This window comes from Massilia sp. (assembly GCF_032106685.1).
Taxonomy (GTDB): domain Bacteria; phylum Pseudomonadota; class Gammaproteobacteria; order Burkholderiales; family Burkholderiaceae_D; genus Telluria.
In genome coordinates, this window is sequence record NZ_DAMCPG010000031.1 from 1 (window position 1) to 22419 (window position 22419).

The 22419-nt window shown below is 66.4% G+C and carries 23 protein-coding genes and 1 pseudogene; 11 read left to right on the forward strand and 13 right to left on the reverse strand.

Going from position 1 to position 22419, the window contains the following annotated elements:
* The 3 genes and pseudogenes from RT688_RS16345 to infA form a co-directional block, all read left to right on the forward strand.
* Positions 1–933 (forward strand): hypothetical protein (locus tag RT688_RS16345; protein ID WP_313705911.1); only part of this gene is annotated, 933 nt, incomplete at its 5' end.
* A gap of 113 nt (positions 934–1046) precedes the next feature.
* A pseudogene (locus RT688_RS16350) lies at positions 1047–1367 on the forward strand (DNA-deoxyinosine glycosylase); the annotation flags it as partial.
* Between the two features lie 449 nt (positions 1368–1816).
* Positions 1817–2083, forward strand: coding sequence for a translation initiation factor IF-1 (gene infA / locus RT688_RS16355; protein ID WP_312548522.1), 267 nt, complete (start codon positions 1817–1819; stop codon positions 2081–2083).
* A gap of 2 nt (positions 2084–2085) precedes the next feature.
* Here infA and RT688_RS16360 read toward each other — a convergent pair whose 3' ends face one another.
* Positions 2086–3249 (reverse strand): tetratricopeptide repeat protein, encoded by a 1164-nt coding sequence (locus tag RT688_RS16360; protein WP_313705912.1) that lies wholly within the window; start codon positions 3247–3249, stop codon positions 2086–2088.
* Positions 3250–3316: 67 nt separating this feature from the next.
* Positions 3317–4228: an HDOD domain-containing protein gene (locus RT688_RS16365; protein ID WP_313705913.1), complete on the reverse strand. Its 912-nt coding sequence runs from the start codon at positions 4226–4228 to the stop codon at positions 3317–3319.
* 154 nt (positions 4229–4382) lie between these two features.
* Between RT688_RS16365 and RT688_RS16370 the strand changes: the two genes are divergently transcribed.
* Entirely contained in the window at positions 4383–4952 is a 570-nt protein-coding gene (locus tag RT688_RS16370) for a DNA-3-methyladenine glycosylase (protein ID WP_313705914.1), read from the forward strand.
* Here the strand turns inward: RT688_RS16370 and RT688_RS16375 are convergent.
* Positions 4933–6657 (reverse strand): methyl-accepting chemotaxis protein, encoded by a 1725-nt coding sequence (locus RT688_RS16375; protein ID WP_313705915.1) that lies wholly within the window; start codon positions 6655–6657, stop codon positions 4933–4935. The two genes, RT688_RS16370 and RT688_RS16375, sit on opposite strands and share 20 nt — an antisense overlap.
* 57 nt (positions 6658–6714) lie before the next feature.
* Positions 6715–7170, reverse strand: coding sequence for a cache domain-containing protein (locus RT688_RS16380; protein ID WP_313705916.1), 456 nt, complete (start codon positions 7168–7170; stop codon positions 6715–6717).
* Positions 7171–7524: 354 nt separating this feature from the next.
* Between RT688_RS16380 and RT688_RS16385 the strand changes: the two genes are divergently transcribed.
* From RT688_RS16385 to RT688_RS16395, 3 genes are all read left to right on the forward strand, one after another.
* Positions 7525–8934: a lysine 2,3-aminomutase gene (locus RT688_RS16385; protein ID WP_313705917.1), complete on the forward strand. Its 1410-nt coding sequence runs from the start codon at positions 7525–7527 to the stop codon at positions 8932–8934.
* Between the two features lie 13 nt (positions 8935–8947).
* Positions 8948–10267, forward strand: coding sequence for an MFS transporter (locus RT688_RS16390; RefSeq protein WP_313705918.1), 1320 nt, complete (start codon positions 8948–8950; stop codon positions 10265–10267).
* A 107-nt stretch (positions 10268–10374) separates the two neighbouring features.
* Complete coding sequence (locus RT688_RS16395; protein ID WP_313705919.1) at positions 10375–11697, forward strand: sorbosone dehydrogenase family protein; 1323 nt, start codon at positions 10375–10377, stop codon at positions 11695–11697.
* A 19-nt stretch (positions 11698–11716) separates the two neighbouring features.
* On the opposite strand, the gene RT688_RS16400 is transcribed toward RT688_RS16395, so the two are convergent.
* Genes RT688_RS16400 through RT688_RS16415 form a run of 4 tightly spaced genes read right to left on the reverse strand, consistent with a single transcriptional unit; the run spans position 11717 to position 15898 of the window.
* Entirely contained in the window at positions 11717–12049 is a 333-nt protein-coding gene (locus RT688_RS16400) for a hypothetical protein (protein WP_313705920.1), read from the reverse strand.
* A gap of 2 nt (positions 12050–12051) precedes the next feature.
* Positions 12052–14574: a cytochrome c oxidase subunit I gene (ctaD, locus tag RT688_RS16405; protein WP_313705921.1), complete on the reverse strand. Its 2523-nt coding sequence runs from the start codon at positions 14572–14574 to the stop codon at positions 12052–12054.
* On the reverse strand, positions 14571–15500 hold the full coding sequence (coxB, locus tag RT688_RS16410) for a cytochrome c oxidase subunit II (protein WP_313705922.1): 930 nt from the start codon (positions 15498–15500) through the stop codon (positions 14571–14573). Before coxB ends, ctaD begins: the two co-directional genes overlap by 4 nt.
* A gap of 8 nt (positions 15501–15508) precedes the next feature.
* Positions 15509–15898, reverse strand: coding sequence for a c-type cytochrome (locus tag RT688_RS16415; protein ID WP_313705923.1), 390 nt, complete (start codon positions 15896–15898; stop codon positions 15509–15511).
* A gap of 98 nt (positions 15899–15996) precedes the next feature.
* Between RT688_RS16415 and RT688_RS16420 the strand changes: the two genes are divergently transcribed.
* The 3 genes from RT688_RS16420 (at position 15997) to RT688_RS16430 (ending at position 17831) form a co-directional block, all read left to right on the forward strand.
* Entirely contained in the window at positions 15997–16548 is a 552-nt protein-coding gene (locus RT688_RS16420; protein WP_313705924.1) for a cytochrome c, read from the forward strand.
* Positions 16545–16916, forward strand: a complete 372-nt coding sequence (locus tag RT688_RS16425; RefSeq protein ID WP_313705925.1) for a c-type cytochrome — start codon at positions 16545–16547, stop codon at positions 16914–16916. The genes RT688_RS16420 and RT688_RS16425 overlap by 4 nt, the downstream gene beginning before the upstream one ends.
* 66 nt (positions 16917–16982) lie before the next feature.
* Entirely contained in the window at positions 16983–17831 is an 849-nt protein-coding gene (locus tag RT688_RS16430) for a fumarylacetoacetate hydrolase family protein (protein WP_313705926.1), read from the forward strand.
* A gap of 192 nt (positions 17832–18023) precedes the next feature.
* Here RT688_RS16430 and RT688_RS16435 read toward each other — a convergent pair whose 3' ends face one another.
* On the reverse strand, positions 18024–19349 hold the full coding sequence (locus RT688_RS16435; protein ID WP_313705927.1) for an aspartate aminotransferase family protein: 1326 nt from the start codon (positions 19347–19349) through the stop codon (positions 18024–18026).
* A 121-nt stretch (positions 19350–19470) separates the two neighbouring features.
* Between RT688_RS16435 and RT688_RS16440 the strand changes: the two genes are divergently transcribed.
* Complete coding sequence (locus RT688_RS16440; protein WP_313705928.1) at positions 19471–20025, forward strand: carboxymuconolactone decarboxylase family protein; 555 nt, start codon at positions 19471–19473, stop codon at positions 20023–20025.
* Positions 20026–20204: 179 nt separating this feature from the next.
* Here RT688_RS16440 and RT688_RS16445 read toward each other — a convergent pair whose 3' ends face one another.
* From RT688_RS16445 to yjgA, 4 genes are read right to left on the reverse strand one after another with little or no spacing between them, the layout of a single operon-like run.
* The gene (locus RT688_RS16445) at positions 20205–20402 is read right to left on the reverse strand and encodes a hypothetical protein (protein ID WP_313705929.1); all 198 of its coding nucleotides are present in this window, start codon (positions 20400–20402) and stop codon (positions 20205–20207) included.
* 53 nt (positions 20403–20455) lie between these two features.
* Entirely contained in the window at positions 20456–21124 is a 669-nt protein-coding gene (locus RT688_RS16450; RefSeq protein ID WP_313705930.1) for an alpha/beta hydrolase, read from the reverse strand.
* On the reverse strand, positions 21121–21756 hold the full coding sequence (gene mog, locus RT688_RS16455; protein WP_313705972.1) for a molybdopterin adenylyltransferase: 636 nt from the start codon (positions 21754–21756) through the stop codon (positions 21121–21123). The genes RT688_RS16450 and mog overlap by 4 nt, the downstream gene beginning before the upstream one ends.
* A complete protein-coding gene (gene yjgA, locus RT688_RS16460; RefSeq protein WP_313705931.1) occupies positions 21746–22342 on the reverse strand; it encodes a ribosome biogenesis factor YjgA in 597 nt (198 codons plus the stop codon). The genes mog and yjgA overlap by 11 nt, the downstream gene beginning before the upstream one ends.
* Positions 22343–22419 lie beyond the last annotated feature (77 nt).

Consider the following 22419-nt stretch of genomic DNA (forward strand, 5'->3'; position numbering starts at 1 on the left):
CGTTTGTCCACTGAAAAGAAATTTGATTATGGTTATGTATTTACATCTAATCCAACATTGTACACAAAACGTATTGTGGACTCTTTCAGATTAAACGAAAAATCGATTATTGATTTGGATTATAGCGGAGAATCCGAAGATATAAGGGAGTTGATCGGGTCGATCCGAGAGAATACTTTTGACGATGAGCATAATATGCCAAGGTCGAGGGTTGAGCGCCTCTCGCAGCCGAATGTATTTTCTTCGTGCGAAAAAATTTTAGGTCTGATCTATTCTGAGAGTTCGATCAAACTAAGCGTAGAGGGTGAAAAAAAGCGCCAAGCGCGTGATGCGATTAAGGCTTGTTTCAAGGCGATTTTCGAAGAGTCGATCGGGAGAAAGCTTTTTTATGGTGAGGAGGCTGTTTTTGGTACGGCCATCACAATTTTTCTGTGGGCAATTAGTGGTCGAACTTTTAGAGAAATTGCTGGCATTCGCCACAGTAATATATCGAGACGAGATTTTGGTCGGAAGGGGGATGCAGAATTTTCTCAGCCAGCTGAGAGTCTTCCAAATAGCAAGTTGCAACACAGGTACTCTTTATTTGCTGAGGTTGCGGCCAAGGATGTGAGTTATGACGCAGTAGTCTTCGATACTTATGATTATATTGATAAAGTTGTCTCGTTTTCATTGTCTGACGCCTTCATGGCTGCATTTAAAATATATGGTGTAGCTCGAAATGATGGGCGTGCATTAAAAATGCTGGAGCTATTACGGTTCGGGACCAATGATTCGGATCATATTTTGTTGATGCGATATGGTTTTCCGCCAGAAGCTGTTGCTGATATTATTCCATATATACAATTCGTTACTGAAAGTGAAATTGTATTTTCGAAAGAAATTGAGTCCGCTCCCAAATTTGTTAGAGACTTGGTTGAATGGTATTTGCCATAAACGGCTTTACTTTTTTTCGGAAAATCTAAATCACCATTACTAGGCCTAGAAGCTGATCGGCACACTGGTCCACGATAGTTTCTATGGCCCGCCCTCTTAATAGCGCCTGGTGGCACCGCTTCGGCCCGTGGGGCGTGCTGGCCGCCTGCGAGCGCGAAGGCAGCCTAAATTCCGCCATCCGCAAGCCGGCGGCGAACGACTTCGAGCGCCTGCACAAACTGTGTCCGCAACTGGAAACGGTCGGCTTCAACGGCCAGGCATCCGGCAAGTTCGCGCCGCAGTTCGCCGAGGCCGGCTACCGCACCGTGGTGCTGCCTTCGAGCTCGCCGGCGCACATGGCAATGTCGTTCGAGCAAAAGCTGGCGGTGTGGGGCGCGTTGATGGAAGAGGGCGATGCAGACCTGCAGGCATCAGGCCAGGCGCCGCTGTTCTGATCTCTCCGGCGCCGGCGCCAGGCTTCGCTCATCCATACGCCATTTCGCCATCCGTGCTACACTGTATGCAGTCGAGGAAGCACGCACACGCTTCGCGACGTTTCGGCAAGTCCGCACAACGACGGCGGCCGAACGCAGTTTGCCGATCGAGCCACCTTGATCGAGTGACATGCGGGAAGCACCACGCAGATAGCATGGGCATCCTGCGCTCCGCACCTGGCAGATGGTCCCGGGCTGGAGCACGATCCAGGCTTTGTCGATCACCGGCCCGCAACGAGCGGGCTTTTTTCTTCCCGTGCATCCTTGGCAGGTTGCCGGCGCATCTTTTCCCGCCCGACGGCGGTCGATTCACCTCATTTCCGGTCCAGTCCCTGCGGGCGCTGCCGACCGAGGCATTGTTCATGGCGGCGTTGGCATGCCGGCTCGCAGCTCATAAAAAGGAATGCATCATGGCAAAAGAAGACCTCATCGAAATGCAAGGCCTCGTCACCGACGTCCTGCCCGAAATGCGCTTTCGCGTCGACCTCGAGAACGGCCACAAGCTGGTCGCCTACACCTCGGGCCGCATGAAGAAGAATCACATCCGTATCCTGGCCGGCGACAAGGTGACCCTCGAGATGTCGCCGTACGACCTGAACAAGGCGCGTATCGTGTTCCGTCACATCGAACAGCGCGGCACCCCCGCTCCCCGCACCGGCTACCAGCGCCGGCGCTAATCCTACCTGCCCGACGGGCGCGCCACGCTGGACTTCAGGCGCGCCAGCTTTGCCACATACCGTTCGCGCGTCTCCGCGCGGGTGCTGGTCTCGCGTGCCAGCGCCAGTTCTTCCACCGCCGTATCCAGCTCCCCCAGCTGCAGGTGCGTGGCTCCCAGCCAGAAGTGAAATTCGTCGTTCTCCGGCGCGCGCGCCGCTTCGCGCGCGAACAGCGCTTGCGCGCGCCTGAAATCGCCGGCCTGGTAGGCGCGCATTCCCTGGTTGAAGTAATGGAAGGGCGGCGCCGGATACAGGCGGTCGATGCGGCGCTGCAGCGCCTGCGCTTCGGCCGGCTTGCCGTTCACGTTCAAGGCATGTTCCAGGTTCTGCATGACCACCAGGCTGTCGGGCTGCTTGCGCAGGGCGGCGCGGTAGACCTGCTCGGCCCGCGCCGGGTGGCCGCTGCGCGCGTAGATCACGGCCAGGGTGTTGTAGGCCTCTACCAGCGATGGTCGCTGGAGGATGGCGGCGCGCGCCCACCAGTAGGCGTCGGCGCTGCGGCCCTGGACCAGTTCCTCGGCGGCGCGGTTGTTCATGTACAGCGCGACGATGTCCGCTTCCTGCAGCTCGCGCGTGCGCAGGCGCGCCGCGTCCGGCGGCGGCAGGAAATCGATCACCAGCGGATCGGCCTCGGCGGCGAAGCCGTTCAGCGCCATCTTTTGCCCCAGGCTGATGTTGACGTGGGAGCTGACCAGGTAGAGCGAGCCGTTGCGGCTCCAGGTCTCCTCGGTCTCCACGCTCTGGAAGCGCACGCTCATCCCCAGTTCGCGCGCAAAGGCCGCGGTCATGACGACCAGCGACAGGCAGTTGCCCGCGCGTTCGGCATAGGTCAGGGCCGCGGTGCGGGTGACGGTGGCGTCGTAGTCGAGCTGGAGGTCGCTCTTGCTGTAGAGCGCGGCGACCAGGCCGCGCGCGCCGCCCTTGTCGCGCAGGTTCTTCTTGAACTCGGGACTGTGCAGGTGCGCGCGCATCGGCGCGCTGAGCGTGAACAGGTCGGCGGCGTCGACCTGGCCGCTTGGCGCCGGAAAGGCGGTGTCGTCGAACAGGGAGGCAAGAGCGGCCGGGGGCCGGGAAGGGGCGCCGGCGCAGCCGGACAGCAGGACGAACAGCAGCAGCCAGGTTTTCATCGCGTCTCCTTGCCGGTGGTCTGTTTCCAGTATCCACCTGCTCGGTGACGCTGTCAAAGCGGGCTAATTAGTGCTCGTCGTGCAGGGCTTCTTCGAGCTCGTCGAGCAGCTCGGCCGTTTCGTCTTCGTCCAGCGACAGGTAGGCACAGGCGCGTTCGCCGCCCTTGTCCCATTCGACCGAGCCGGCGTGGCCCTGGTAGCGGCGGATCGCGCGCTCGGCCAGCAGCGACAGCGCCACCAGCGAGCGGATCGCGTCGGCGGTGTGCTCGTCCTCCAGCACCGGGTAGTCGTGGTGGTGCAGGATGGCCCAGGCCACGTCCGAGGACAGGCCCCAGTTGCGCGCCAGCAGGGAGCCGATCGCCGCATGGCTGGTGCTGTGGCGTTCTTCCTCGACCGCGGTGAAGGCGCGCGCGGGCTCCGCGGCGGCTTCGAGCAGCGTCGCTTCGTATCCCGGGAAGCGCTCCATCAGCAGCGGCACGCCGGTATCGCAGAACAGGCCGAAGGTGTGGGCGATGTCGGGCGCGCCGATGCGCAGGCGGCGCGACAGGAACATCATCGCGTGCGAGCGCTTGGTCGACACGTCCCAGAAGCTGGCCAGGGCGTCGCTGTTGGCGGGAATCGCCTGGCGCGCCAGCAGGCCGGTCATCAGGGATGCAACCTGGTTGATGCCGAGAAAAAAGATGGCCTGCTCGATCGACTTGGCGCGGCGGCCGCCGAACAGCGAGGAGTTGGCCAGCTTCAGCAGGGCGCCGGCCATGCCGACGTCGCGCGCGACGATGCGGCCGATGGTTTCCGGCGACGGGTCGCTCGACGCCAGCTCGGCCTGCAGATCGGCCAGCAGGCTGGGGCGGGGCGGGATACGGATCGACTTGATCAGCGCGTCGACGCGGTCGACCGCTGCCGGCGCCGCCGGGCTCGACGAGGAAGCCGCAGCGGCCGCAGCGCGCACCGGCATTGCTTTAGCTGCAACTGTGCTCATGGGAAGGTGATGCTTTCGGGAAATACCGCAAGGTTTGCCACTATAAACCAGTCTTGATTTCGTTGCAGCAACAGGTTGTGCATCGTGCGCGCTTCGACGGCATTGTGTGGCAAAACGGACAGAACCCTGTTGTAGCGGCGCCTAGAATGGGGCCATGAACCCAACGAACCTTGCCGGGATTGACTTTCATGCACCAGCGGAGGTGGTCGCGCGCCAGCTGATCGGCGTCACCGTGCTGGTCGACGGCGTCGGCGGCCGTATCGTCGAGACCGAAGCCTACGACCGCGAGGACCCGGCCTCGCACGCGTATTCCGGTCCCACCGCGCGCAACTTCACCATGTTCGGCCCGCCCGCCCATGCCTACGTGTATCGCTCCTACGGCATCCACTGGTGCCTGAACTTCGTCTGCCGCGAGGAAGGCCACGGCGCCGGGGTCCTGATCCGCGCGATCGAGCCGCTCGCGGGCCTGGACATCATGCGCGCCCGGCGCGATGCCGAGGACGTGCAGCTGCTCTGTTCCGGGCCCGGCAAGCTGTGCCAGGCCCTGAACGTCACGCGCGACTTCAACGGCGCGTCGCTGGCGGCGCCGCCGTTCGCGCTCGAAGCCGCGCCGCCAGGGCTGGAGGTGGTCACCGGCCCGCGCATCGGGATCTCGAAGGCGGTCGACGTGCCCTGGCGCTTCGGTCTACGCGGCTCGCGCTTCGTCAGCCGTCCGTTCCGCTGATCCGGCTCTCGCGCTCCTGCCGCTTGCCACGGCTGGCGTCGGGCAAAGCGCGGGGAGCACGGCCGCGCATCGGGCTGTCCGGCGCGCGGCGGTCGAGCGGGTCGTGGAAGCCATGCGTCGCGTCCGTGTCGAGCCCGGCCTCGGTGTCGAGCGGCGCGACGCCCTCGATCTTGAAGATCGAGACCGCGCGCGCCAGGTTGACGGTCTGCTCGTGCAGGCTTTCCGCCGCGGCAGCCGCCTGCTCGACCAGGGCCGCGTTCTGCTGGGTCATGTCGTCCATCTGGCCGACTGCCCGGTTGACCTCGGCGATGCCGTCGGCCTGCTCGGTGCTGGCCACGCTGATGCGGCCGATGATGTCGTTCACCTGCTGCACCGAGGCGACGATGTGGCCCATGCTGCTGCCGGCCGCGTTGACCGAGGCGCTGCCGCCGTCGATGATCGCCACCGAATCGGCGATCAGGGCCTTGATTTCCTTGGCCGCCGCGGCCGAGCGCTGCGCCAGCGTGCGCACCTCGGAGGCCACCACCGCGAAGCCGCGTCCCTGTTCGCCGGCGCGCGCCGCTTCCACCGCCGCGTTCAGGGCCAGGATGTTCGTCTGGAACGAGATGCCGTCGATGACGCCGATGATCTCGACGATCTTGCGCGAACTGGCCTTGATCGATTCCATGGTCGTCACCGCGCGCTCGACGGCCTGGCCGCCGTCGCCGGCCAGGCGCGCCGCTTGCGCCGCCAGGTCGGTCGCCAGGCGCGCGTTGTTGGCGTTGTCCTTCACCGCCACCGTCAGCGTTTCCATCGCGCTGGCGGTCTGCTCGAGCGAGCCGGCCTGCTTCTCGGTGCGGGTCGACAGGTCGAGGTTGCCGGTGGCGATTTCTTTTGATGCGGTGTCGATCGAGCGCACCGAGGTCAGGATCGCGTGCAGCGTCGTGTTCAGGTTGGCGATGGTGTGGTCGAGCGCGCGCGAGGTGTCGGCGATTTCGTCGCGGCCCGTGCTGCCGACCGGCGGCGCCAGGCGGCCTTCCGACAGCTCGGCGACCACGTCGGAAATCTTGCGGATGTCGGCCAGCATGGCGCGCCGCACCAGCATCGTGACCAGCAGCGACAGCGCGATCGACAGGACCACCAGCACCGCCATGGTGATGCCGAGCGAGCGGAACTCGGCGCCGGCGGCGGCGTAGGCGCGCTCGCTGAGGGTCGTTTCCAGCGCGGCCAGCCGGGCCAGCTGGGTATTCAGGATGTTGAACTCCTTTTCCGCCTTCTGCATCGAATTGGTTGCGATCGACTGGTCGACCTGGGCCATCTCGATGGTTTCCAGGACCGACTTGCGATAGGCCTTCAGCGCGGCGCCCGAGGTGTCGACCAGCTTGCGCTCTTCAGGATCGGCGACCTTCGCCAGGGCCGCCAGCTGTTCCCCGATCGCCGCGTGCCGGCCGTTGATTTCCTTGACCAGCGCATCGAGCCGCTCCTTGGCGAAGCTGCCGCTGACCCAGGCCAGCAACTGGTAGATGTTCGCGTGGGCGTACTTGGCCTCGCCGGCGACGTCGGCGGCATCCTGCAGGCGCGCCGCGCGCACCTGCACCATGTTCTCGAGCGAAGCGTGCTGGCGCACCATGCCGTAATAGGCGGCGCCGGAGAGCAGCGTCAGCAGCACCAGCACCAATCCCGGCGCCAGCAGCAGCTTCGGGCCGATCCGCAGTTTCTTCAACATGCTTCACCTCCTGGACAAAAGAAAAGGGCGGCCGCGGCCGCCCCGTGATGCAAGGTCTTACTTCTTGTAGATGCCCGCTTCCAGCACCACGTCGTCCACGCGCAGGATGTAGGTGGTCTTCGGCTCGATCTTGCCCGAGGTCGGGTTCTTGTACTGGTAGTCGACCCAGCCCTTGCCCTTGGCGGCGGCGAGCTCGATGATCTCGCGGCGGTACTTCTTGCCGTTCGCATCGGGCACGTCGGTCAGGTCCTTGCCGACGATCGACGGGTTGTACGGGTGCGCCAGCACGATGCCGGTCTTGATGTCGCGCATGTCGACATACAGTTCGCCCTGGACGAAGTCGGGATCCTTGGCATTGATCTTCTTCATTATTTCGGCCTTGCCTTTGGCCTTGATCACGGCAGCTCCGCGTTCGGCCATGGCGATCGCGTCTTTCTCGGTCGGTTCGAAAGCCAGCGCGCTGGACGAGGCCAGGGCGAGACACAGGGCGGTGGCGGTAGCGAGCAGCTTCATGGTGCGGTCCTTTCGAAGTGGTGCGGTCGGTACATCTCTCTTGGGAAACCTCGATCAATCCCGTGCTTTCCCTGCGCCGCGATTTTTCTCGGGTCCCATTAAATGCCATTAGGAAATGTACGCGTCACTTCCTATGGGTAATTTGCGAATGCGCAAAGGCTTACGCCGAGTGTGGCGCCGCCATCGTTTGCCTTGCCGCATGGAATTGTTCTTCCGGGAAATCTTCTTTTGATTCAATTGATTGCCGGCAATTCGACCTGCATAGACGATTCCTAAGATGCGCTTTCGCCGGCAATTTCTTACTTCAAGAATTGACCGCCGTTCCCCACCATCTTTCCTCTTCAGGAGCATGCCGTGACCACCACCGAATCGACGCCCGCCAAGTTCAAGCCATACACGCGCCAGACCATCGCGCTCGCGCGCCAATGGCAATGGATGAGCCCCGACCTGCAGGAAGCCGTGCAGGTGGTCTCGCACGTGCTGCCGTTTCGCGTCAACGAGTATGTGCTCGACCAGTTGATCGACTGGGACCGCATCCCGGACGACCCGATTTTCCGCCTGACCTTCCCGCACCGCGACATGCTGCCCGCGCGCGAATACGAGCAGCTGCGCGACCTGGTGCTGTACAAGAAGGATCAGGCGGCAACCAGCAAACTGGTGCACCAGATCCGCATGCGCATGAACCCGCACCCGGCCGGCCAGATGACCCACAACGTGCCGCGCGTGAACGATGCCCCGCTCAAGGGCCTGCAGCACAAGTACAAGGAAACCGTGCTGTTCTTCCCGAGCTCCGGCCAGACCTGCCACGCCTACTGCACCTTCTGCTTCCGCTGGCCGCAGTTCGTCGGCATGGACGACATGAAGTTCGACGCGCGCGAATGCGGCGAGCTGGTCTCCTACGTGGCCACCCACCCCGACGTGACCGACGTATTGATCACCGGCGGCGACCCGATGATCATGAATACGCGCTCGCTGGCCGAGTTCCTGGAGCCGCTGCTGGCGCCCGAGCTGGCCCACATCCAGAACATCCGCATCGGCACCAAGTCGGTGGCCTACTGGCCGCAGCGCTACGTCTCGGACAAGGATTCCGACGACCTGATGCGCCTGTTCGAGCGCGTCGTCAAGGCCGGCAAGAACCTCGCCATCATGGGCCATTACAACCACGCGGTCGAGCTGCGCCACCCCATCGCGCAAGCCGCGGTAAAGCGCATCGTCGGCACCGGCGCCACGCTGCGCATGCAGGGCCCGCTGATCCGCCACATCAACGAAGACCCGAAGAGCTGGGCCGAGCTGTGGACCACCGGCGTGCGCCTGGGCGCGATCCCGTATTACATGTTCGTCGAGCGCGACACCGGCCCGCGCGACTACTTCGCGCTGCCGCTGGCGCGCGCCCACGAGATCTTCCAGTCGGCCTATTCGATGGTCTCGGGCCTGTCGCGCACCGTGCGCGGTCCCTCGATGAGCGCCTTCCCCGGCAAGGTCGTGATCGACGGCGTGGTGACGATCAACGGCGAAAAGCTGTTCGCGCTGCAGTTCCTGCAGGCCCGCAATCCGGAGTGGGTGAGGAAGCCCTTCTTCGCCAAGTACGATCCGGACGCCACCTGGCTCGACCACCTGAAGCCGGCCTTCGGGCGCAAGAAGTTCTTCTTCGAGGAGGAATCCGGAGACGCCGGCTACGCTGGCGCAGCCGGCCGCGTGATCCCGATCGCGCCGGCGCGCAGCCACGACGGCCGCGCCAGCGACAGCCAGCCGAGCGCCGCATAAATTCCCGGCCGCCATGGGCGTCGATCCGCATCCGCCACGCCTGTCCGGCGTGGCGGTTTTCTGCTACGTGTTCCTGCCTTTCGCGCTCGGACACTATCTCTCCTCCCTGCTGCGCAACGTGAATGCGGTGCTGGCGCCGGACCTGCTTCGGACGCTGGCGCTGACGCCCGGCCAGCTCGGCCTGCTGACCAGCGCCTTCTTCTTCGCGTTCGCGCTGGTGCAGCTGCCGGTCGGGATCGCGCTCGACCGCTACGGCCCGCGCAAGGTGCAGCTGGCGCTGATGCTGGTCGCCGCGCTGGGCGCGCTGCTGTTCGCGCGCGGCCAGGGCTTCGGCCAGCTGGTGCTGGCGCGCGCCATCCTCGGCTGCGGCTTGGGCGGCTGCTTCATGTCGGCGGTCAAGGCGATCTCGACCTGGATCGCGCCGAGCAAGCTGCCCTCGGTGCACGGCTACCTGATCGCCGTCGGCGGCCTGGGCGCGGCGTCCAGCACCATGCCGGTGCGCATGGCGCTCGAATACACCGACTGGCGCGGTTTGTTCCTCATCCTGGGCGCCCTGATCACCGCCACCGGCGCGGCGATCTGGCTGCTGGCTCCGCCAAGCGGCAAGCCGGCCGGCGCGCGCCCGCCGGTGCTGCAGTCGCTGCGCGAGGTGGTGCGCACGCCGACCTTCCGCACCACGATCGCGCTGGTGCTGATCCCGCACGCGGTGTTCTTCGGCATCCAGGGCCTGTGGATCGGGCGCTGGCTGGCGGACGTGGCGCGCTTCCCGAACGACGCCGTGGCCTACCTGCTGTACATGGGGATGGCGGCGGTGATCTTCGGGGCGATCGCGGTCGGCATGATCACCGAGTGGGCGGGGCGGCGCGGCATCCGGCCGCTCGACGTGGCCGGCTTCGGCGTCGCGTTGTTCGTGCTGGTGCAGGCGGCCTTCGTGGTCGGCTATGCGCCGAGCTACCAGCTGCTGTCGGTGCTGTTCACGCTGGTGGGCACGATCACCGGCATCGAGTACGCGATCGTCGCCCAGAGCATGCCGCGCGAACTGACCGGGCGCGCGGCCACCTGCCTGAACCTCCTGATCTTCGTCGGCGCCTTCCTGGTGCAGGCCGGCTTCGGCCTCCTGATCGGGCTCTGGCCGCCGGACGCGGCCGGCCATTACCCGGCGCTGGCCTACCGCGTCGCCTTCGGCATCCTGGTGCTGCTGCAGTTGCCGGGCTTGCTGGCGCACCTGCGGCGCCGGCATGCGGCACGGGGCGCGCCGGCCGCGCTGGCGGCCGCGCTGGCAGCCGAGGAGGCGGTCGAGGAGGCGATCGAGGAGGCAGGCCGGCCGGCGTGAGCCCGCGGCAGCGGGCGGCATGGGTTTCTCGTTGGTATCGAGCGGAACGGCATGGTCGTTTTCGCTAGAATCGGCCACGGCCGTTCCGTCCGATCCAGGAGAAACCCATGCGCCGCCCAACCCTCGCCATCCTCGCCGCCGCTCCCGCGTTGCTCACGCTCGCCGGCTGCGGCGACAGGTCCACCTTACCGGTCAATGCCGACGTCGGTCCTTCCCCGCAACTGCCGGCGCCCAGGAAAACCCTGATCCCGACCGTCGACATCGCGCCGGCCAGGGGCTGGCCGCAAGGCGGCAAGCCGCAGGCGGCGCCGGGACTGGAAGTGAACGCCCTGGCGACCGGCCTGGACCATCCGCGCTGGCTCCACGTGCTGCCCAACGGCGACGTGCTGGTGGCGGAATCGAACAAGCCGCAGACGCCGGAAACGAAGAAGGCCGGCCTGCGCACCTGGGTGATGAACAAGGTGATGGCCAAGGCGGGGGCGGGCGTGCCGAGCGCCGACCGCATCACCCTGCTGCGCGACACCGATGGCGACGGCGTCGCCGAAACCCGCACCGTGTTCCTGCAGGGCCTGCATTCGCCCTTCGGCATGGCGCTGGTGGGCGACACGCTCTACATCGCCAACGCCGACGCCATCGTGCGCGTGCCCTACCGGGAAGGCGCGACCGCCATCACCGCCACCCCGCAACAGCTCGCCCCGCTGCCGGCCGGGCTGAACCACCACTGGACCAAGAACATCGTCGCCAGCCGCGACGGCGGCAAGCTGTACGCGAGCGTCGGCTCGAACAGCAACGTCGGCGAAAACGGCATGAAGAACGAGGTCAACCGCGCCGCCATCCTCGAGGTCGACGTCAGGACCGGCGGCACGCGCCTGTTCGCCTCCGGCCTGCGCAATCCGAACGGCATGGCCTGGGAACCGCAGACCGGCGTGCTGTGGACGGTGGTGAACGAGCGCGACGAGATCGGCAGCGACCTGGTGCCCGACTATCTCACCTCGGTAAAGGAGGGCGCCTTCTACGGCTGGCCGTACAGTTACTATGGCCAGCACGTCGACGAACGCGCCAGGCCGCAGCGTTCGGAGCTGGTGGCAAAGGCGATCGCGCCCGACTACGCGCTCGGCGCGCACGTCGCCGCGCTCGGCCTCGCCTTCTCCCAGGGCGCGCAACTGGGTCCGGCCTACGCCAGCGGCGCCTTCATCGGCCAGCACGGCTCCTGGAACCGCAAGCCGCTGTCGGGCTACAACGTGGTCTACGTGCCTTTCGAAAACGGCAAGCCGAGCGGCATGCCGGTCGAGGTCCTGCGTGGTTTCGTCGACCGGGACGGCAATGCGATGGGGCGCCCGGTGGGCGTGGCGATCGACAAGCGCGGCGCCTTGCTGGTGGCGGACGACGTCGGCAACGTGGTGTGGCGCGTGCGCGCGGCGGCGAACTAATCGGCCCCGGCCGGTTCCGTTACCGGCATCCCTGGATGAACCACATCGGCACCGAGGTCCACAGTATGCCGACGAAGGCCAGCACCGCCGTCCCGCCCGCCGCCCAGTCGAGCAGCGCGGTGCGCTCGTCGGCGTGGCGCAGGGTGTTCATCCACTTCCAGCCCAGCAGGGCGCAGGCCGCCAGCGCCGCCGCCGTGACCAGCGCCAGCGGCAGGCGCTGCGGATAGCCGGGCGCGTAGCCCGCCGGGCTGCACTGGGCGGCGACGAATACGTAGCAGGCGGCGAAGTGCGCTGCCCAGACCAGCAGCGGCAGGGTGCCGCGCAACAGCTTGCGTAGGAAGTGTTCGCGCATCGTCAATCCATCAGCAGGGGTACAATGTGCACGATCAGCGCCGCGGCGATGCCCTGCAGCGTGGCGTAGTGCCAGATCAGTGCCGAGTTGTCGAGGGTGGCGCGGCTGTGCGCCGTCAGGCGTCCGCTCCAGCCGCGTGCGGCCAGGTAGAGGCCGACGATCGCCAGCAGCACCACGTGCAGGCCCTGGTAGGTCAGCATCGCCGCGATGGTCGCGCTCCAGGCCAGACGGCGCGGCGCCAGGCCGGCGAGTTGGTAGCCGTGGAAGTCGGCCAGGAAGGCCAGCACCACGCAGGCCGTGGCCGCCAGCGCCAGCCAGGGCAGGCGCCGCTTGCCGAGCGAACGCGTGGCCCAGAACATCAATGCCGAACCGCTGAGCAGCAGGGCGCCCGAGAGCAGCTGCCAGAGCGGGTCGGGCAGCCCGGCCGTGGGCGGCGGGCACACCACCAGGCGCATCGAGATGTGGATGTAGGCAAAAGCCAGCGAGGCGAAGATGATGGCGTCGACCACCAGCATGATGACCGTTCCCCACCACGAGTGCGAACGCACGCCCTTCGCGCCCACCGGCAGCACCAGGTCGTCCGACACCCGTGCCTCGACGATCGGCGGCTTGCGGTCCGACTGCCACAGCCAGGCGACGACGGCGCCGACCGCCGTGAGGCCGCAGGCCCAGGCCAGCCACATCAGCTTCACCGTCATCAGCAGGAAGAAACCGGCGGTGCCGGCGGCGGCGATCAGGGGCAGCCAGCTGTCTGCGGGCAGGATCATCAGGTAGGTCGGGCGCGCCGCGATCGGGCTGGTGGCGATCGTCTCGCGCAGGCCGCTGGCGCTGCCGGGCAGGTAGTGCTGGCCGGCCTCGACCTCCTTCGCCAGGTTCGGCTGGTCCCACAGCGGGTCGGCCGAGTGGACCTGCGGAATGCTGCGCGTGGCGTAGTCGCCGGAGGGCAGCCATTCGAGCGTCGAGGCGTTCCATGGATTGCCCGGATCGCGCGACGGGCGGCGCTGGCTGCGCACCAGGTCGACGGCGAACACCAGCACGCCCAGCGCGAAGACGAAGGCGCCGACGGTGGAGAGCATGTTCAGCGTGCCCCACTCCATCTCGGCCGGATAGGTATAGACCCGGCGCGGCATGCCGAACAGGCCGCTGATGTGCATCGGGAAGAAGGCAAGGTTGAAGCCGCCGAACATCAGCCAGAAGGCCCAGCGCGCAACGCGCTCGGACATGCGCTGGCCCTTGACCAGCGGGATCCAGTAGTACATGCCGGCGAACACCGGGAACACCATGCCGCCGATCAGCACGTAGTGGAAGTGGGCGACGATGAAATACGTGTCGTGCACCTGCCAGTCGAAGGGCAGCAGGGCCACCATCACGCCGGTCAGGCCGCCGAGCACGAAGATGAACATGAAGCCGGCCAGGAACAGCGCCGGCGCCGTCATGGCGACCTTGCCGCGCCACAGCGTGGCGATCCAGGCGAATACCTGGATCGCGGTCGGCACCGCGACCGCCATGCTGGCCGCCGACACGAAGCTCATCGTCATGATCCCCAGGCCGGCCGTGAACATGTGGTGCGCCCACAGCGCGAAGCTGAAGAAGCAGACCGCCACCAGCGCCACGATGATGGCGCGCCGGCCCACCAGCGGGTTGCCGGCAATGGTCGGGATCATGGTCGAGACCATGCCGGCCGCCGGCAGGAAGATGATGTAGACCTCGGGGTGGCCGAAGAACCAGAACAGGTGCTGCCACAGGACCGGGTCGCCGCCGCGCTCGGCGTTGAAGAAGGGCCAGTCGAAGGCGCGTTCCATTTCCAGCAGCGCGGTGCCGGCGATCACGGCCGGGAAGGCGAACACGATCATGATGCCGACCACCAGCATGGCCCAGGCATACACCGGCATGCGCGACAGCGACATGCCCGGCGCGCGCGTGAACAGGATGCCGACGATCAGCTCGATCGCGCCGGCGATCGCCGAGATCTCGATGAAGCCGATCCCGAGCAGCCAGAAGTCGGCGTTCAGGCCGGGGGAATACTCCTTGCTGGTGAGCGGCGGGTACATGAACCAGCCGCCGTCCGGCGCCAGGCCGACGAACAGGGTGCAGAAGAAGGCCAGGCCGCCGATCGCGTAGGCCCAGAAGGCGTAGGCGGACAGGCGCGGGAAGGGCAGGTCGCGCGCGCCGAGCATGTTGGGCAGCAGGTAGACGGCGAGCGCCTCGACGATCGGGATCGCGAACAGGAACATCATCACGCTGCCGTGCATCGTGAAGACCTGGTTGTAGGTCGAGGGCGAGAGCAGCTCGTTGTCCGGCACCGCGAGCTGGGCCCGCATCAACAGGCCCAGCACCCCGGCCAGCAGGAAGAACAGCAGGGCGGTGCCGATGTAGAACAGGCCGATGTTGGTGTTGTTGACGGTGGTGAGGAAGCGCCAGCCCCTGGGCGTGTCCCAGGCTTTTTCCAGCCGCGGGAATTCCTGCGCCGGGCGGGGCAGGGAACTGGGCAATGCGTCGGGCGAACTGGTCTGGGTATCGGTCATTTCAACTGCTCGAGGTAAGCGGCGAGGGCATGCAGGGTTTCGCCGTCGAGGTCGGCGGCGGCCGGCATGCGTGCGCCCGGCTTGATCGCCTGCGGATCGGCGATCCAGCCGGCCAGCGTGCCGCGGTGGTTGCGCAGCGTGCCGGCGGCGATGTGCAGGCGGCTGCCGACGTGGGTCAGGTCGGGGCCGAGACGGGCGTTGCCGGTCACGCCGCGGATCGTATGGCAGGCCTGGCAGCGCTGTTCCAGGAAGGCGGCGCGCCCGCGCTCGGCCAGCGCATTGTTCGGCACGGTGGCCGGCTGGGCTTCGCGGGCCAGCCAGCGGTCGAATTCCTCGGGCGGCATCGCCACCACGTGCAGCGCCATGCGCGCGTGCTGCTCGCCGCAGTACTCGGCGCACTGGCCGCGGTAGACGCCCGGCTTGTCGGCGCGCAGGGTCAGGCCGGTGACGCGGCCCGGCACGGTGTCCATCTTGCCGTTCAGGGCCGGCACCCACAGGCTATGGATCACGTCGGTCGAGCTCAAGCCCAGGTAGACCGGGCGCCCGACCGGAATCCGGATCTCGTTGGCGCTGGCGATCTCGCGTCCGCTGGCCGGGTCGTGGTAGCGCACTTCCCACCACCACATCTTGGCGGTGACGCCAATGCTCAAGGCGCCTTTCGAGGTCTGCGGCGTCAGCTCGGCGCTGCGCCAGGTGCTCCAGATCAGCAGGGCGCTGAGGACCACCACTGGGAAGGCGAAACCGGCGCCGAAGATCCACCAGCGCGGCGTGACCGGCCGCGCGCCGCGGCGCAGGCTGAGCACCATCAGCGCCATCACCGCCACGAAGATGACCGCGCCGCCGGCGAACAGCACCCAGGCGAACTGCGAGATGATGCCGGCGTCGGGGCCGGCGGGGTGCAGGACCGACTGCAGCGGCGCGCTCATCGCGGCGCTCATTGCAGTGAATACAGGTAGGCGGCCATGTGGCGCGCTTCCGCCGGGGACACGCCCACGTCCGGCATCGGGCTGCCGGGCTTGAGCGCCTGCGGATTGTCGAGCCAGCGGACCAGTTCGTCCGGCACGTTGGGGATGCCGCCGGCGATGTAGCTGCGGCGGCCGAAGCCTTCGAGCGGCGGGCCGGCATTGCCGTGCGCGCCCGGCACCTCGGGGATCTGGTGGCAGGCCGCGCACTGGTACTGCGCCATCAGGCGCCGGCCCTGCTCCGGATCGCCGCCGGAGACGCGCGGCGTGGGTTCCTCGCCCTTGCCGCAGCCGGCCAGCGCCAGCGCGCACAGGAGCAGGGCGCAGGGACGGCAAGGGAGCTGAAATCGAGGTAAATACATGCGCACGGTTCGATCCGACGGAAAACTGGTGTCTCTTTATAATACAAGAAAGACAACTTCTAATTTTCAACCGTGTGCACCCCCAGCCCCAGGAACCGATGCCTTCAAACCGCCAGCGCCTGATCCTGAAAACCGCCGCCGCGACCCTGGTCGTGGCCGGGCTGGCGGCCGCGGCCGCCGGTGCGGTGGTGCTGCGCGCGGGCTGGTACGACATCAGCGCCACCTCCCTGCACCTGCAACCGGTCTATACCCTGCTCGAATCGGGCATGCATTACTCGGTGCGGCGCCATGCGCGCGAGATCGCGGCGCCGCAGCTGGGCGACGCGCGCCAGGTGGCGCTGGGCGCGGCGCTGTACCGCGACAATTGCGTGCAGTGCCACGGCGCGCCGGGTGTCGCCCAGTCGCCGATCGGGCAGAGCATGCAGCCGCTGCCCGGCCCCCTGGTCGACGCCAGCAAGCGCTGGAAGCCGCAGGAGCTGTACTGGATCACCCGCCACGGCATCAAGATGAGCGGCATGCCGGCCTGGGAGTTTCACATGAACGAAGACGAACTGTGGGCCGTGGTGGCCTTCGTGCAGACGCTGCCGCGCCTGTCCGCGCGCGGCTATGCCGAGGCGACGGCAGCGCCGCCGCGGGAGGCCGCGCGATGAGGCGCGTCCTGTTCGCCACGCCGTTGCTGGCGCTGCTGGCGCTGCTGGCCGGCTGCGGCGACAAGCCGGCGCCGGCCGGCGTGCAGGGTGACCCCGAGCGCGGGCGCATCGCGTTGTCGCAATACGCCTGCCGCGCCTGCCACATGATCCCCGGCGTGACCGGTTCCGAGGTCTACGTCGGCCGCACGCTGGAAGACCTGGGCGACCGCCAGTACATCGGCGGCAAGCTGCCGAACAACCAGGCCAACCTGGTGCGCTGGATCCGCGACCCGCAATCGATCGACCCCGGCACCGCGATGCCGGCGATGGGCGTGAGCGAGCGCGATGCGATCGACATGAGCGCCTACCTGCTGACCCTCAAAAAATAACTCAGGTATCATGCGGCGCTTTGGCGCGCTGCGGTTGGCGCGCGCACGAACCACAGGAGATTGAGTATGAGATTGGTGCGCTATGGCCGCCCGGGCAAGGAAAAGCCGGGCCTGTTCGACGAAGAAGGGCGCCTGCGCGACCTGTCCGGCGTGATCCAGGATATCGACGCTTCGGTGTTGAACGACAGGGCGCTGCGCAAGCTGGCCAAGGTCGACTGGAAGACCCTGCCGCTGGTACGCGGCAACCCGCGCCTGGGCGTGCCGGTGGCCGGCGTCGGCAAGTTCATCGGCGTCGGCATGAACTACGCCGACCATGCGGCGGAGACCGGCGCGGCGGTGCCGAAGGAGCCGGTGTTCTTCACCAAGGCCACCAGCTGCCTGAACGGCCCGGATGATCCGATCCAGCTGCCGAAAGGCTCGAAGAAGACCGACTGGGAAGTCGAGCTGGGCGTCGTGATCGGCACCCGCGCGCAGTACGTGAGCGAAGAAGATGCGCTGAAGTACGTGGCCGGCTACTGCGTGGTGAACGACGTCACCGAGCGCGCCTACCAGTTCGAGATGGGCTCGCAGTGGGACAAGGGCAAGGGCTGCGACACCTTCGGCCCGGTCGGCCCCTTCCTGGTCACGCGCGACGAGATCTTCGACGTGCAGGACCTCGACCTCTACCTGGAACTGAACGGCAAGCGCATGCAGACCGGGAATACGGCGAACATGGTGTTCACGGTGGCGCAGATCGTCAGCTACGTCTCACGCTTCATGACGCTCGAACCGGGCGACATCATCACCACCGGCACCCCGCCGGGCGTCGGCATGGGCCGCACGCCGCAGCGCTTCCTCAAGAAGGGCGACAAGCTGCGCCTGGGGATCGCGGGCCTGGGCGAGCAGCAGGCGGAAGTGGTGGCGTTTCCGAAGTAAGGCGGGTTGGATCTACCCGTAGGGTGGACGGGTCCCCCGTCCACGCGTCGATACACGCTGGGTGTGTATCCGTAAACGTACCGGTATCCGTTTTGTTTTTGGGTTCGCTTGCTTGCGTGGCTCGCGCCTGTCAACTATCGCCGCGTGGACGGCAGAGCCGTCCACCCTACGTACCTGCTGCAAGCGATGTGGTCACGCCACCAGCGCCGCGTCCACGGCCTCGGCCAGCCGCGCCACGATCTCCGACAAATCCGACGCGCTGACGATGAACGGCGGCGCCAGCAGGATGTGGTCGCCGCGCTGGCCGTCGATGGTCCCGCCCATCGGATACACCATCAGCCCGCGCGCCATCGCCTCGTTCTTGATCGCCGCGTGCAGCCGGCGCTGCGGCGCGAACGCTTCCTTGGTCGCCCGGTCGCGCACCAGCTCGATCCCGACGAACAGCCCGCGTCCGCGGATGTCGCCGACGTGTTCGTGCTGGCCGAAGACGTCGCCCAGCATGCGCTTGAGCGTGGCGCCGCGCCGCTGCACCTGCTGCAGCAGGCCGTCGCGCTCGATCACTTCCTGCACCGCCAGCGCGGCCGCCGCCGCCACCGGATGGCCGATGTAGGTGTGCCCGTGCAGGAAGCTGCCGCTGCCGTGGCGCAGGCGCTCGACGATGGCGCCTTGCGCCAGCACCGCGCCGATCGGCTGGTAGCCGGCGCCCAGCCCCTTGGCCACCGCGATGATGTCCGGCGCGACGCCGTCCTGCTCGATCGCGAACATGGTGCCGGTGCGGCCCATCCCGCACATCACCTCGTCGGCGATGAACAGGATGCCGTGGCGGTCGCAGATCTCGCGCACGCCCTTGAAATAGCCGGGCGTCGGCGGGATCGCGCCGCCGGTCGCGCCCACCACGGGTTCGGCCACGAAACCGATTACCCTGTCCGGGCCGGCCTTGATGATGGCGGTTTCCAGCTCGTCGAGCAGGCTGGCGGTGTACTCGGCCTGGGTCTGGCGCTCGCTGCGGTCGCGGTACTCGTAGCAGGGCGCGACGCGCGGCACCTCCATCAGGAGCGGCGCGAAGGGTTTGCGGCGCCACTCGTTGCCGCCGACCGCCAGCGCACCCAGCGTGTTGCCGTGGTAGCTCTGGCGGCGCGCGATGAACAGGCTGCGGCGCTCTTCTCCGCCCTCGACGAAGTACTGGCGCGCCAGCTTCAGCGCCGTTTCCATCGCCTCCGAGCCGCCCGAGACCAGGTAGACCGACTTGATGCCGGCGGGCGCCTGCGCCACCAGTCTGGCCGCCAGCTCCTCGGCCGGCTCGGTGGTGAAGAAGGCCGTGTGCGCATAGGCGCACTGGTCGATCTGGCGGTGCATCGCCGCGATCACGTGCGGGTGGCCGTGCCCGAGCGAGGACACCGCCGCGCCGCCGCTGGCGTCGATGTAGGTCTTGCCGCTGCTGTCGCGGATGGTCACGCCGCTGGCCGCCACCGCCACCGGCGGTGTCTGGCGCAAGCTGCGATGGATGATGTGGCTCATGACTGCCCCCTTCGAGGAAGAATTGACGTTTGACAATAAGCGCGAAGGGGAGGGTTTCCTTTGATCTTTGCCGGAAGCTGTGCGAATATTTTTCCGTTTAGACACTTCCGCCACGCCGACCATGAGCGACCGACTTCGCCCGATCCCGCCCGACCAGATGACCGAAGCGCAGCGCCGCGCCGCCCAGGCCGTGATCGCGGGGCCGCGCGGCGCGCTGTACGGCCCTTTCGTACCGCTGCTGCGCAGTCCCGAGCTGCTGGAAAATGCACAGCGCATGGGCGAGTACCTGCGCTACCGCAGCGCGATCGGCATCCGCCTGTCGGAGCTGGCGATCCTGGTCACGGCGCGCCAATGGAACCAGCAGGTCGAGTGGGCGATCCACGCGCCGATCGCCGCGCAGGTGGGCATTCCGCCGGCCGTGATCAACGCGATCGCCGAGCGCCGGCGCCCGGACAACATGCTGGTCGACGAATCAGTGGTGCACGACTTCTGCATCGAGCTGCACCAGAACAAGCGCGTGTCGGACCGGGTCTACGCCGACGCGCTGGCGCTGTTCGGCGAGCAGGGCGTGGTCGACCTGATGGGGCTGAACGGGTACTACACTTTCCTGGCGATGGTGATGAATACCGCGCAGACCGAGGTGCCGGTGTCGAGTGCGGCCAGGCTGCCGGATTGATGGGGATGTTGGGGGCTGTAGGCGCGTAGGGTGGGTTCTCGAACCCACCGTCGCCGGTCGTTGGTATCAATGCTCTGCCCGCGAGACAGCGTGGGTTCAAGAACCCACCCTACGACTTAAAAGGAGCAATCGAAACGCATCCGTGATACCGCGTGGGTTCGAGAACCCACCCTACGACATCAGGCCAGCGCTTCCTTCGCCGCCTCTTCCGGGCTCAAGCCGTCGTAGAACAGGTCCGTGAACCACTCGACCTGTTCCTCGATATGGTCCTGCGCCTGCTTCTGCGTCGCGCCGCCGGCGACGAGAAAGCTTTCCACTTCGATGCACCAGTTAATCAGCGCCATCGTTTCTTCGTCGAGCTGTTCTTTCTTGGCCATGTCGGACCTCCAAAAATGAAAAACGGGAGCCGCGGCTCCCGTGGATATGAGGCTTAAGCCAGTACTTTTTTCAGCCAGGCCGAGATGTCCTGGACTTCCTCGAAGCACAGCGAATGCTGCATCTGGTACTCGTGCCATTCGACCTGGTAGCCCAGGCCTTTCAGCACGTCGCGCGACTGCTCGGCGCGCAGGACGGGGACCACGTGGTCCTGGCGGCCGTGGGCCATGAAGACCGGGGTGTCGATGCTCTCTTCGGTGCGCTCGTGCGCCACCTTGTCGGCCAGCGGCAGGTAGCCCGACAGGCAGAGCATGCCGGCCAGCTTTTCCGGATGGCGCAGGCCGGTCTGCAGGGTCATCGCGCAGCCTTGCGAGAAGCCGGCCAGGATGATCTTCGAGGCCGGGATGCCGCGCGCCTTTTCGCGTGCGATCAGGGCTTCGACGTCGCGCTGCGAGTTGCGCAGGCCCGTCTCATCTTCGCGGCGCGTCAGCTCGGCGCCGGTGATGTCGTACCAGGCGCGCATGACGTAGCCGCCGTTGATGGTGACGGGGATGGTCTTCGCATGCGGGAATACGAAGCGGATGCCCGGCAGGCCCTTCAGGTCGAGTTCGCGCACCAGGGGCACGAAGTCGTTGCCGTCGGCGCCCAGGCCGTGCAGCCAGATGATCGCGACGGTGGGATTCGGCGCGGTTTCGATTTCGATGTTTTGCAACAGTTCGTTCATGCCTGGTCCTGGAGTGGGGCGGTGGCGGTGGCGGGACGCTGGGCGTTCTTCGGACGCCAGGCCCTGGTGATGGCCGGATCGGTTTCCATGTACGGTCCGCCGATCAGGTCGATGCAATACGGGACGGCGGCAAAGATGCCGCCAACGAGAACGTTGCCGTCAGCGTCCTTCAACCCTTCGAGGGTTTCCTTGATCGCCTTCGGCTGGCCGGGCAGGTTCATGATCAGGGCGGCGTGGTCCTGCGTCTCGCGGATCACGGCGACCTGGCGCGACAGGATCGCGGTCGGCACGAACCGCAGGCTGATCTGGCGCATCTGCTCGCCGAAACCCGGCATTTCCTTGGTGCCGACGGCGAGCGTCGCCTCGGGCGTGACGTCGCGCCGCGCGGGGCCGGTGCCGCCGGTGGTCAGCACCAGGTGGCAGCCCTGCGCGTCGACCAGCTCGACCAGGGTCTTCTCGATCTGTTCGCGCTCGTCGGGGATCAGGCGCGGCTCGATCCGGAAGGGCGTGGTGATGGCGGACGCCAGCCAGTCCTGCAGGGCGGGAATGCCCTTGTCCTCGTAGACGCCGCCGCTGGCGCGGTCCGAGACCGACACCAGGCCGATCACCAGTTCCACTTCCTTACTCGTCATCAGGCTCGTCGTCATCGGATTCCTCGTCGCTGGAAGCCTGCTTGTCCTGCTTGCCCAGCTCCTTCAGGATCTGGAACAGTTCGCGGTAGGCTTTCGGCGGCTTGTTCTCCGCCTGCTCCTTGCGCGCGTTGCGGATCAGGGTGCGCAGGTGCTGCACGTCCAGTTCCGGGTGCTCGGAGAGCAGCTCGGTCAGCGCCTTGTCGTCGGCGAGCAGCTTTTCGCGGCGGCGCTCCAGCGCGTGCAGGGCGGCCGTCTCGGCCTTCGAGGCGCCTTTCCAGCTGTCGATGGTGCGCTGGATGACGGCCACTTCCTCGTCCGAGAGGGTGCGCATCATCTTGCCGACGTACTGCAGCTGGCGGCGCCGGCCCTCGTGGTTGGTGATGGTCTGGCACATCAGGATGGCGTCCTTCACCTCGTCGGGCATCGGCACGCGCTTGACGCGGTCGCGCGGCTCGGCAACGAGTTGGGCTCCCAGCTTCTGTAACTCTTCCATCTGGCGCTTGAGTTCAGACTTGGAGGGACGTTCGTATTCTTGCTCGAACTCGTTGGACTGGAAGCCCACCGAGCCACGATTTGCATTAGGCATGATATGGATGATCCGATTGGCGCTGGGCCGATCAGTGAAAACAGTAAACGGCTGCTATGATAACTGTTTTAGGGCTC

Excerpts from the sequence above, each read along its gene's own strand:
- infA (WP_312548522.1), top strand. The coding sequence starts at position 1,817 with ATGGCAAAAGAAGACCTCATCGAAATGCAAGGCCTCGTCACCGACGTC.
- RT688_RS16360 (WP_313705912.1), bottom strand. The coding sequence starts at position 3,249 with ATGAAAACCTGGCTGCTGCTGTTCGTCCTGCTGTCCGGCTGCGCCGGC.
- RT688_RS16365 (WP_313705913.1), bottom strand. The coding sequence starts at position 4,228 with ATGAGCACAGTTGCAGCTAAAGCAATGCCGGTGCGCGCTGCGGCCGCT.
- RT688_RS16370 (WP_313705914.1), top strand. The coding sequence starts at position 4,383 with ATGAACCCAACGAACCTTGCCGGGATTGACTTTCATGCACCAGCGGAG.
- RT688_RS16375 (WP_313705915.1), bottom strand. The coding sequence starts at position 6,657 with ATGTTGAAGAAACTGCGGATCGGCCCGAAGCTGCTGCTGGCGCCGGGA.
- RT688_RS16380 (WP_313705916.1), bottom strand. The coding sequence starts at position 7,170 with ATGAAGCTGCTCGCTACCGCCACCGCCCTGTGTCTCGCCCTGGCCTCG.
- RT688_RS16390 (WP_313705918.1), top strand. The coding sequence starts at position 8,948 with ATGGGCGTCGATCCGCATCCGCCACGCCTGTCCGGCGTGGCGGTTTTC.
- RT688_RS16395 (WP_313705919.1), top strand. The coding sequence starts at position 10,375 with ATGCGCCGCCCAACCCTCGCCATCCTCGCCGCCGCTCCCGCGTTGCTC.
- RT688_RS16400 (WP_313705920.1), bottom strand. The coding sequence starts at position 12,049 with ATGCGCGAACACTTCCTACGCAAGCTGTTGCGCGGCACCCTGCCGCTG.
- ctaD (WP_313705921.1), bottom strand. The coding sequence starts at position 14,574 with ATGACCGATACCCAGACCAGTTCGCCCGACGCATTGCCCAGTTCCCTG.
- coxB (WP_313705922.1), bottom strand. The coding sequence starts at position 15,500 with ATGAGCGCGCCGCTGCAGTCGGTCCTGCACCCCGCCGGCCCCGACGCC.
- RT688_RS16415 (WP_313705923.1), bottom strand. The coding sequence starts at position 15,898 with ATGTATTTACCTCGATTTCAGCTCCCTTGCCGTCCCTGCGCCCTGCTC.
- RT688_RS16420 (WP_313705924.1), top strand. The coding sequence starts at position 15,997 with ATGCCTTCAAACCGCCAGCGCCTGATCCTGAAAACCGCCGCCGCGACC.
- RT688_RS16425 (WP_313705925.1), top strand. The coding sequence starts at position 16,545 with ATGAGGCGCGTCCTGTTCGCCACGCCGTTGCTGGCGCTGCTGGCGCTG.
- RT688_RS16430 (WP_313705926.1), top strand. The coding sequence starts at position 16,983 with ATGAGATTGGTGCGCTATGGCCGCCCGGGCAAGGAAAAGCCGGGCCTG.
- RT688_RS16435 (WP_313705927.1), bottom strand. The coding sequence starts at position 19,349 with ATGAGCCACATCATCCATCGCAGCTTGCGCCAGACACCGCCGGTGGCG.
- RT688_RS16440 (WP_313705928.1), top strand. The coding sequence starts at position 19,471 with ATGAGCGACCGACTTCGCCCGATCCCGCCCGACCAGATGACCGAAGCG.
- RT688_RS16445 (WP_313705929.1), bottom strand. The coding sequence starts at position 20,402 with ATGGCCAAGAAAGAACAGCTCGACGAAGAAACGATGGCGCTGATTAAC.
- RT688_RS16450 (WP_313705930.1), bottom strand. The coding sequence starts at position 21,124 with ATGAACGAACTGTTGCAAAACATCGAAATCGAAACCGCGCCGAATCCC.
- mog (WP_313705972.1), bottom strand. The coding sequence starts at position 21,756 with ATGACGAGTAAGGAAGTGGAACTGGTGATCGGCCTGGTGTCGGTCTCG.
- yjgA (WP_313705931.1), bottom strand. The coding sequence starts at position 22,342 with ATGCCTAATGCAAATCGTGGCTCGGTGGGCTTCCAGTCCAACGAGTTC.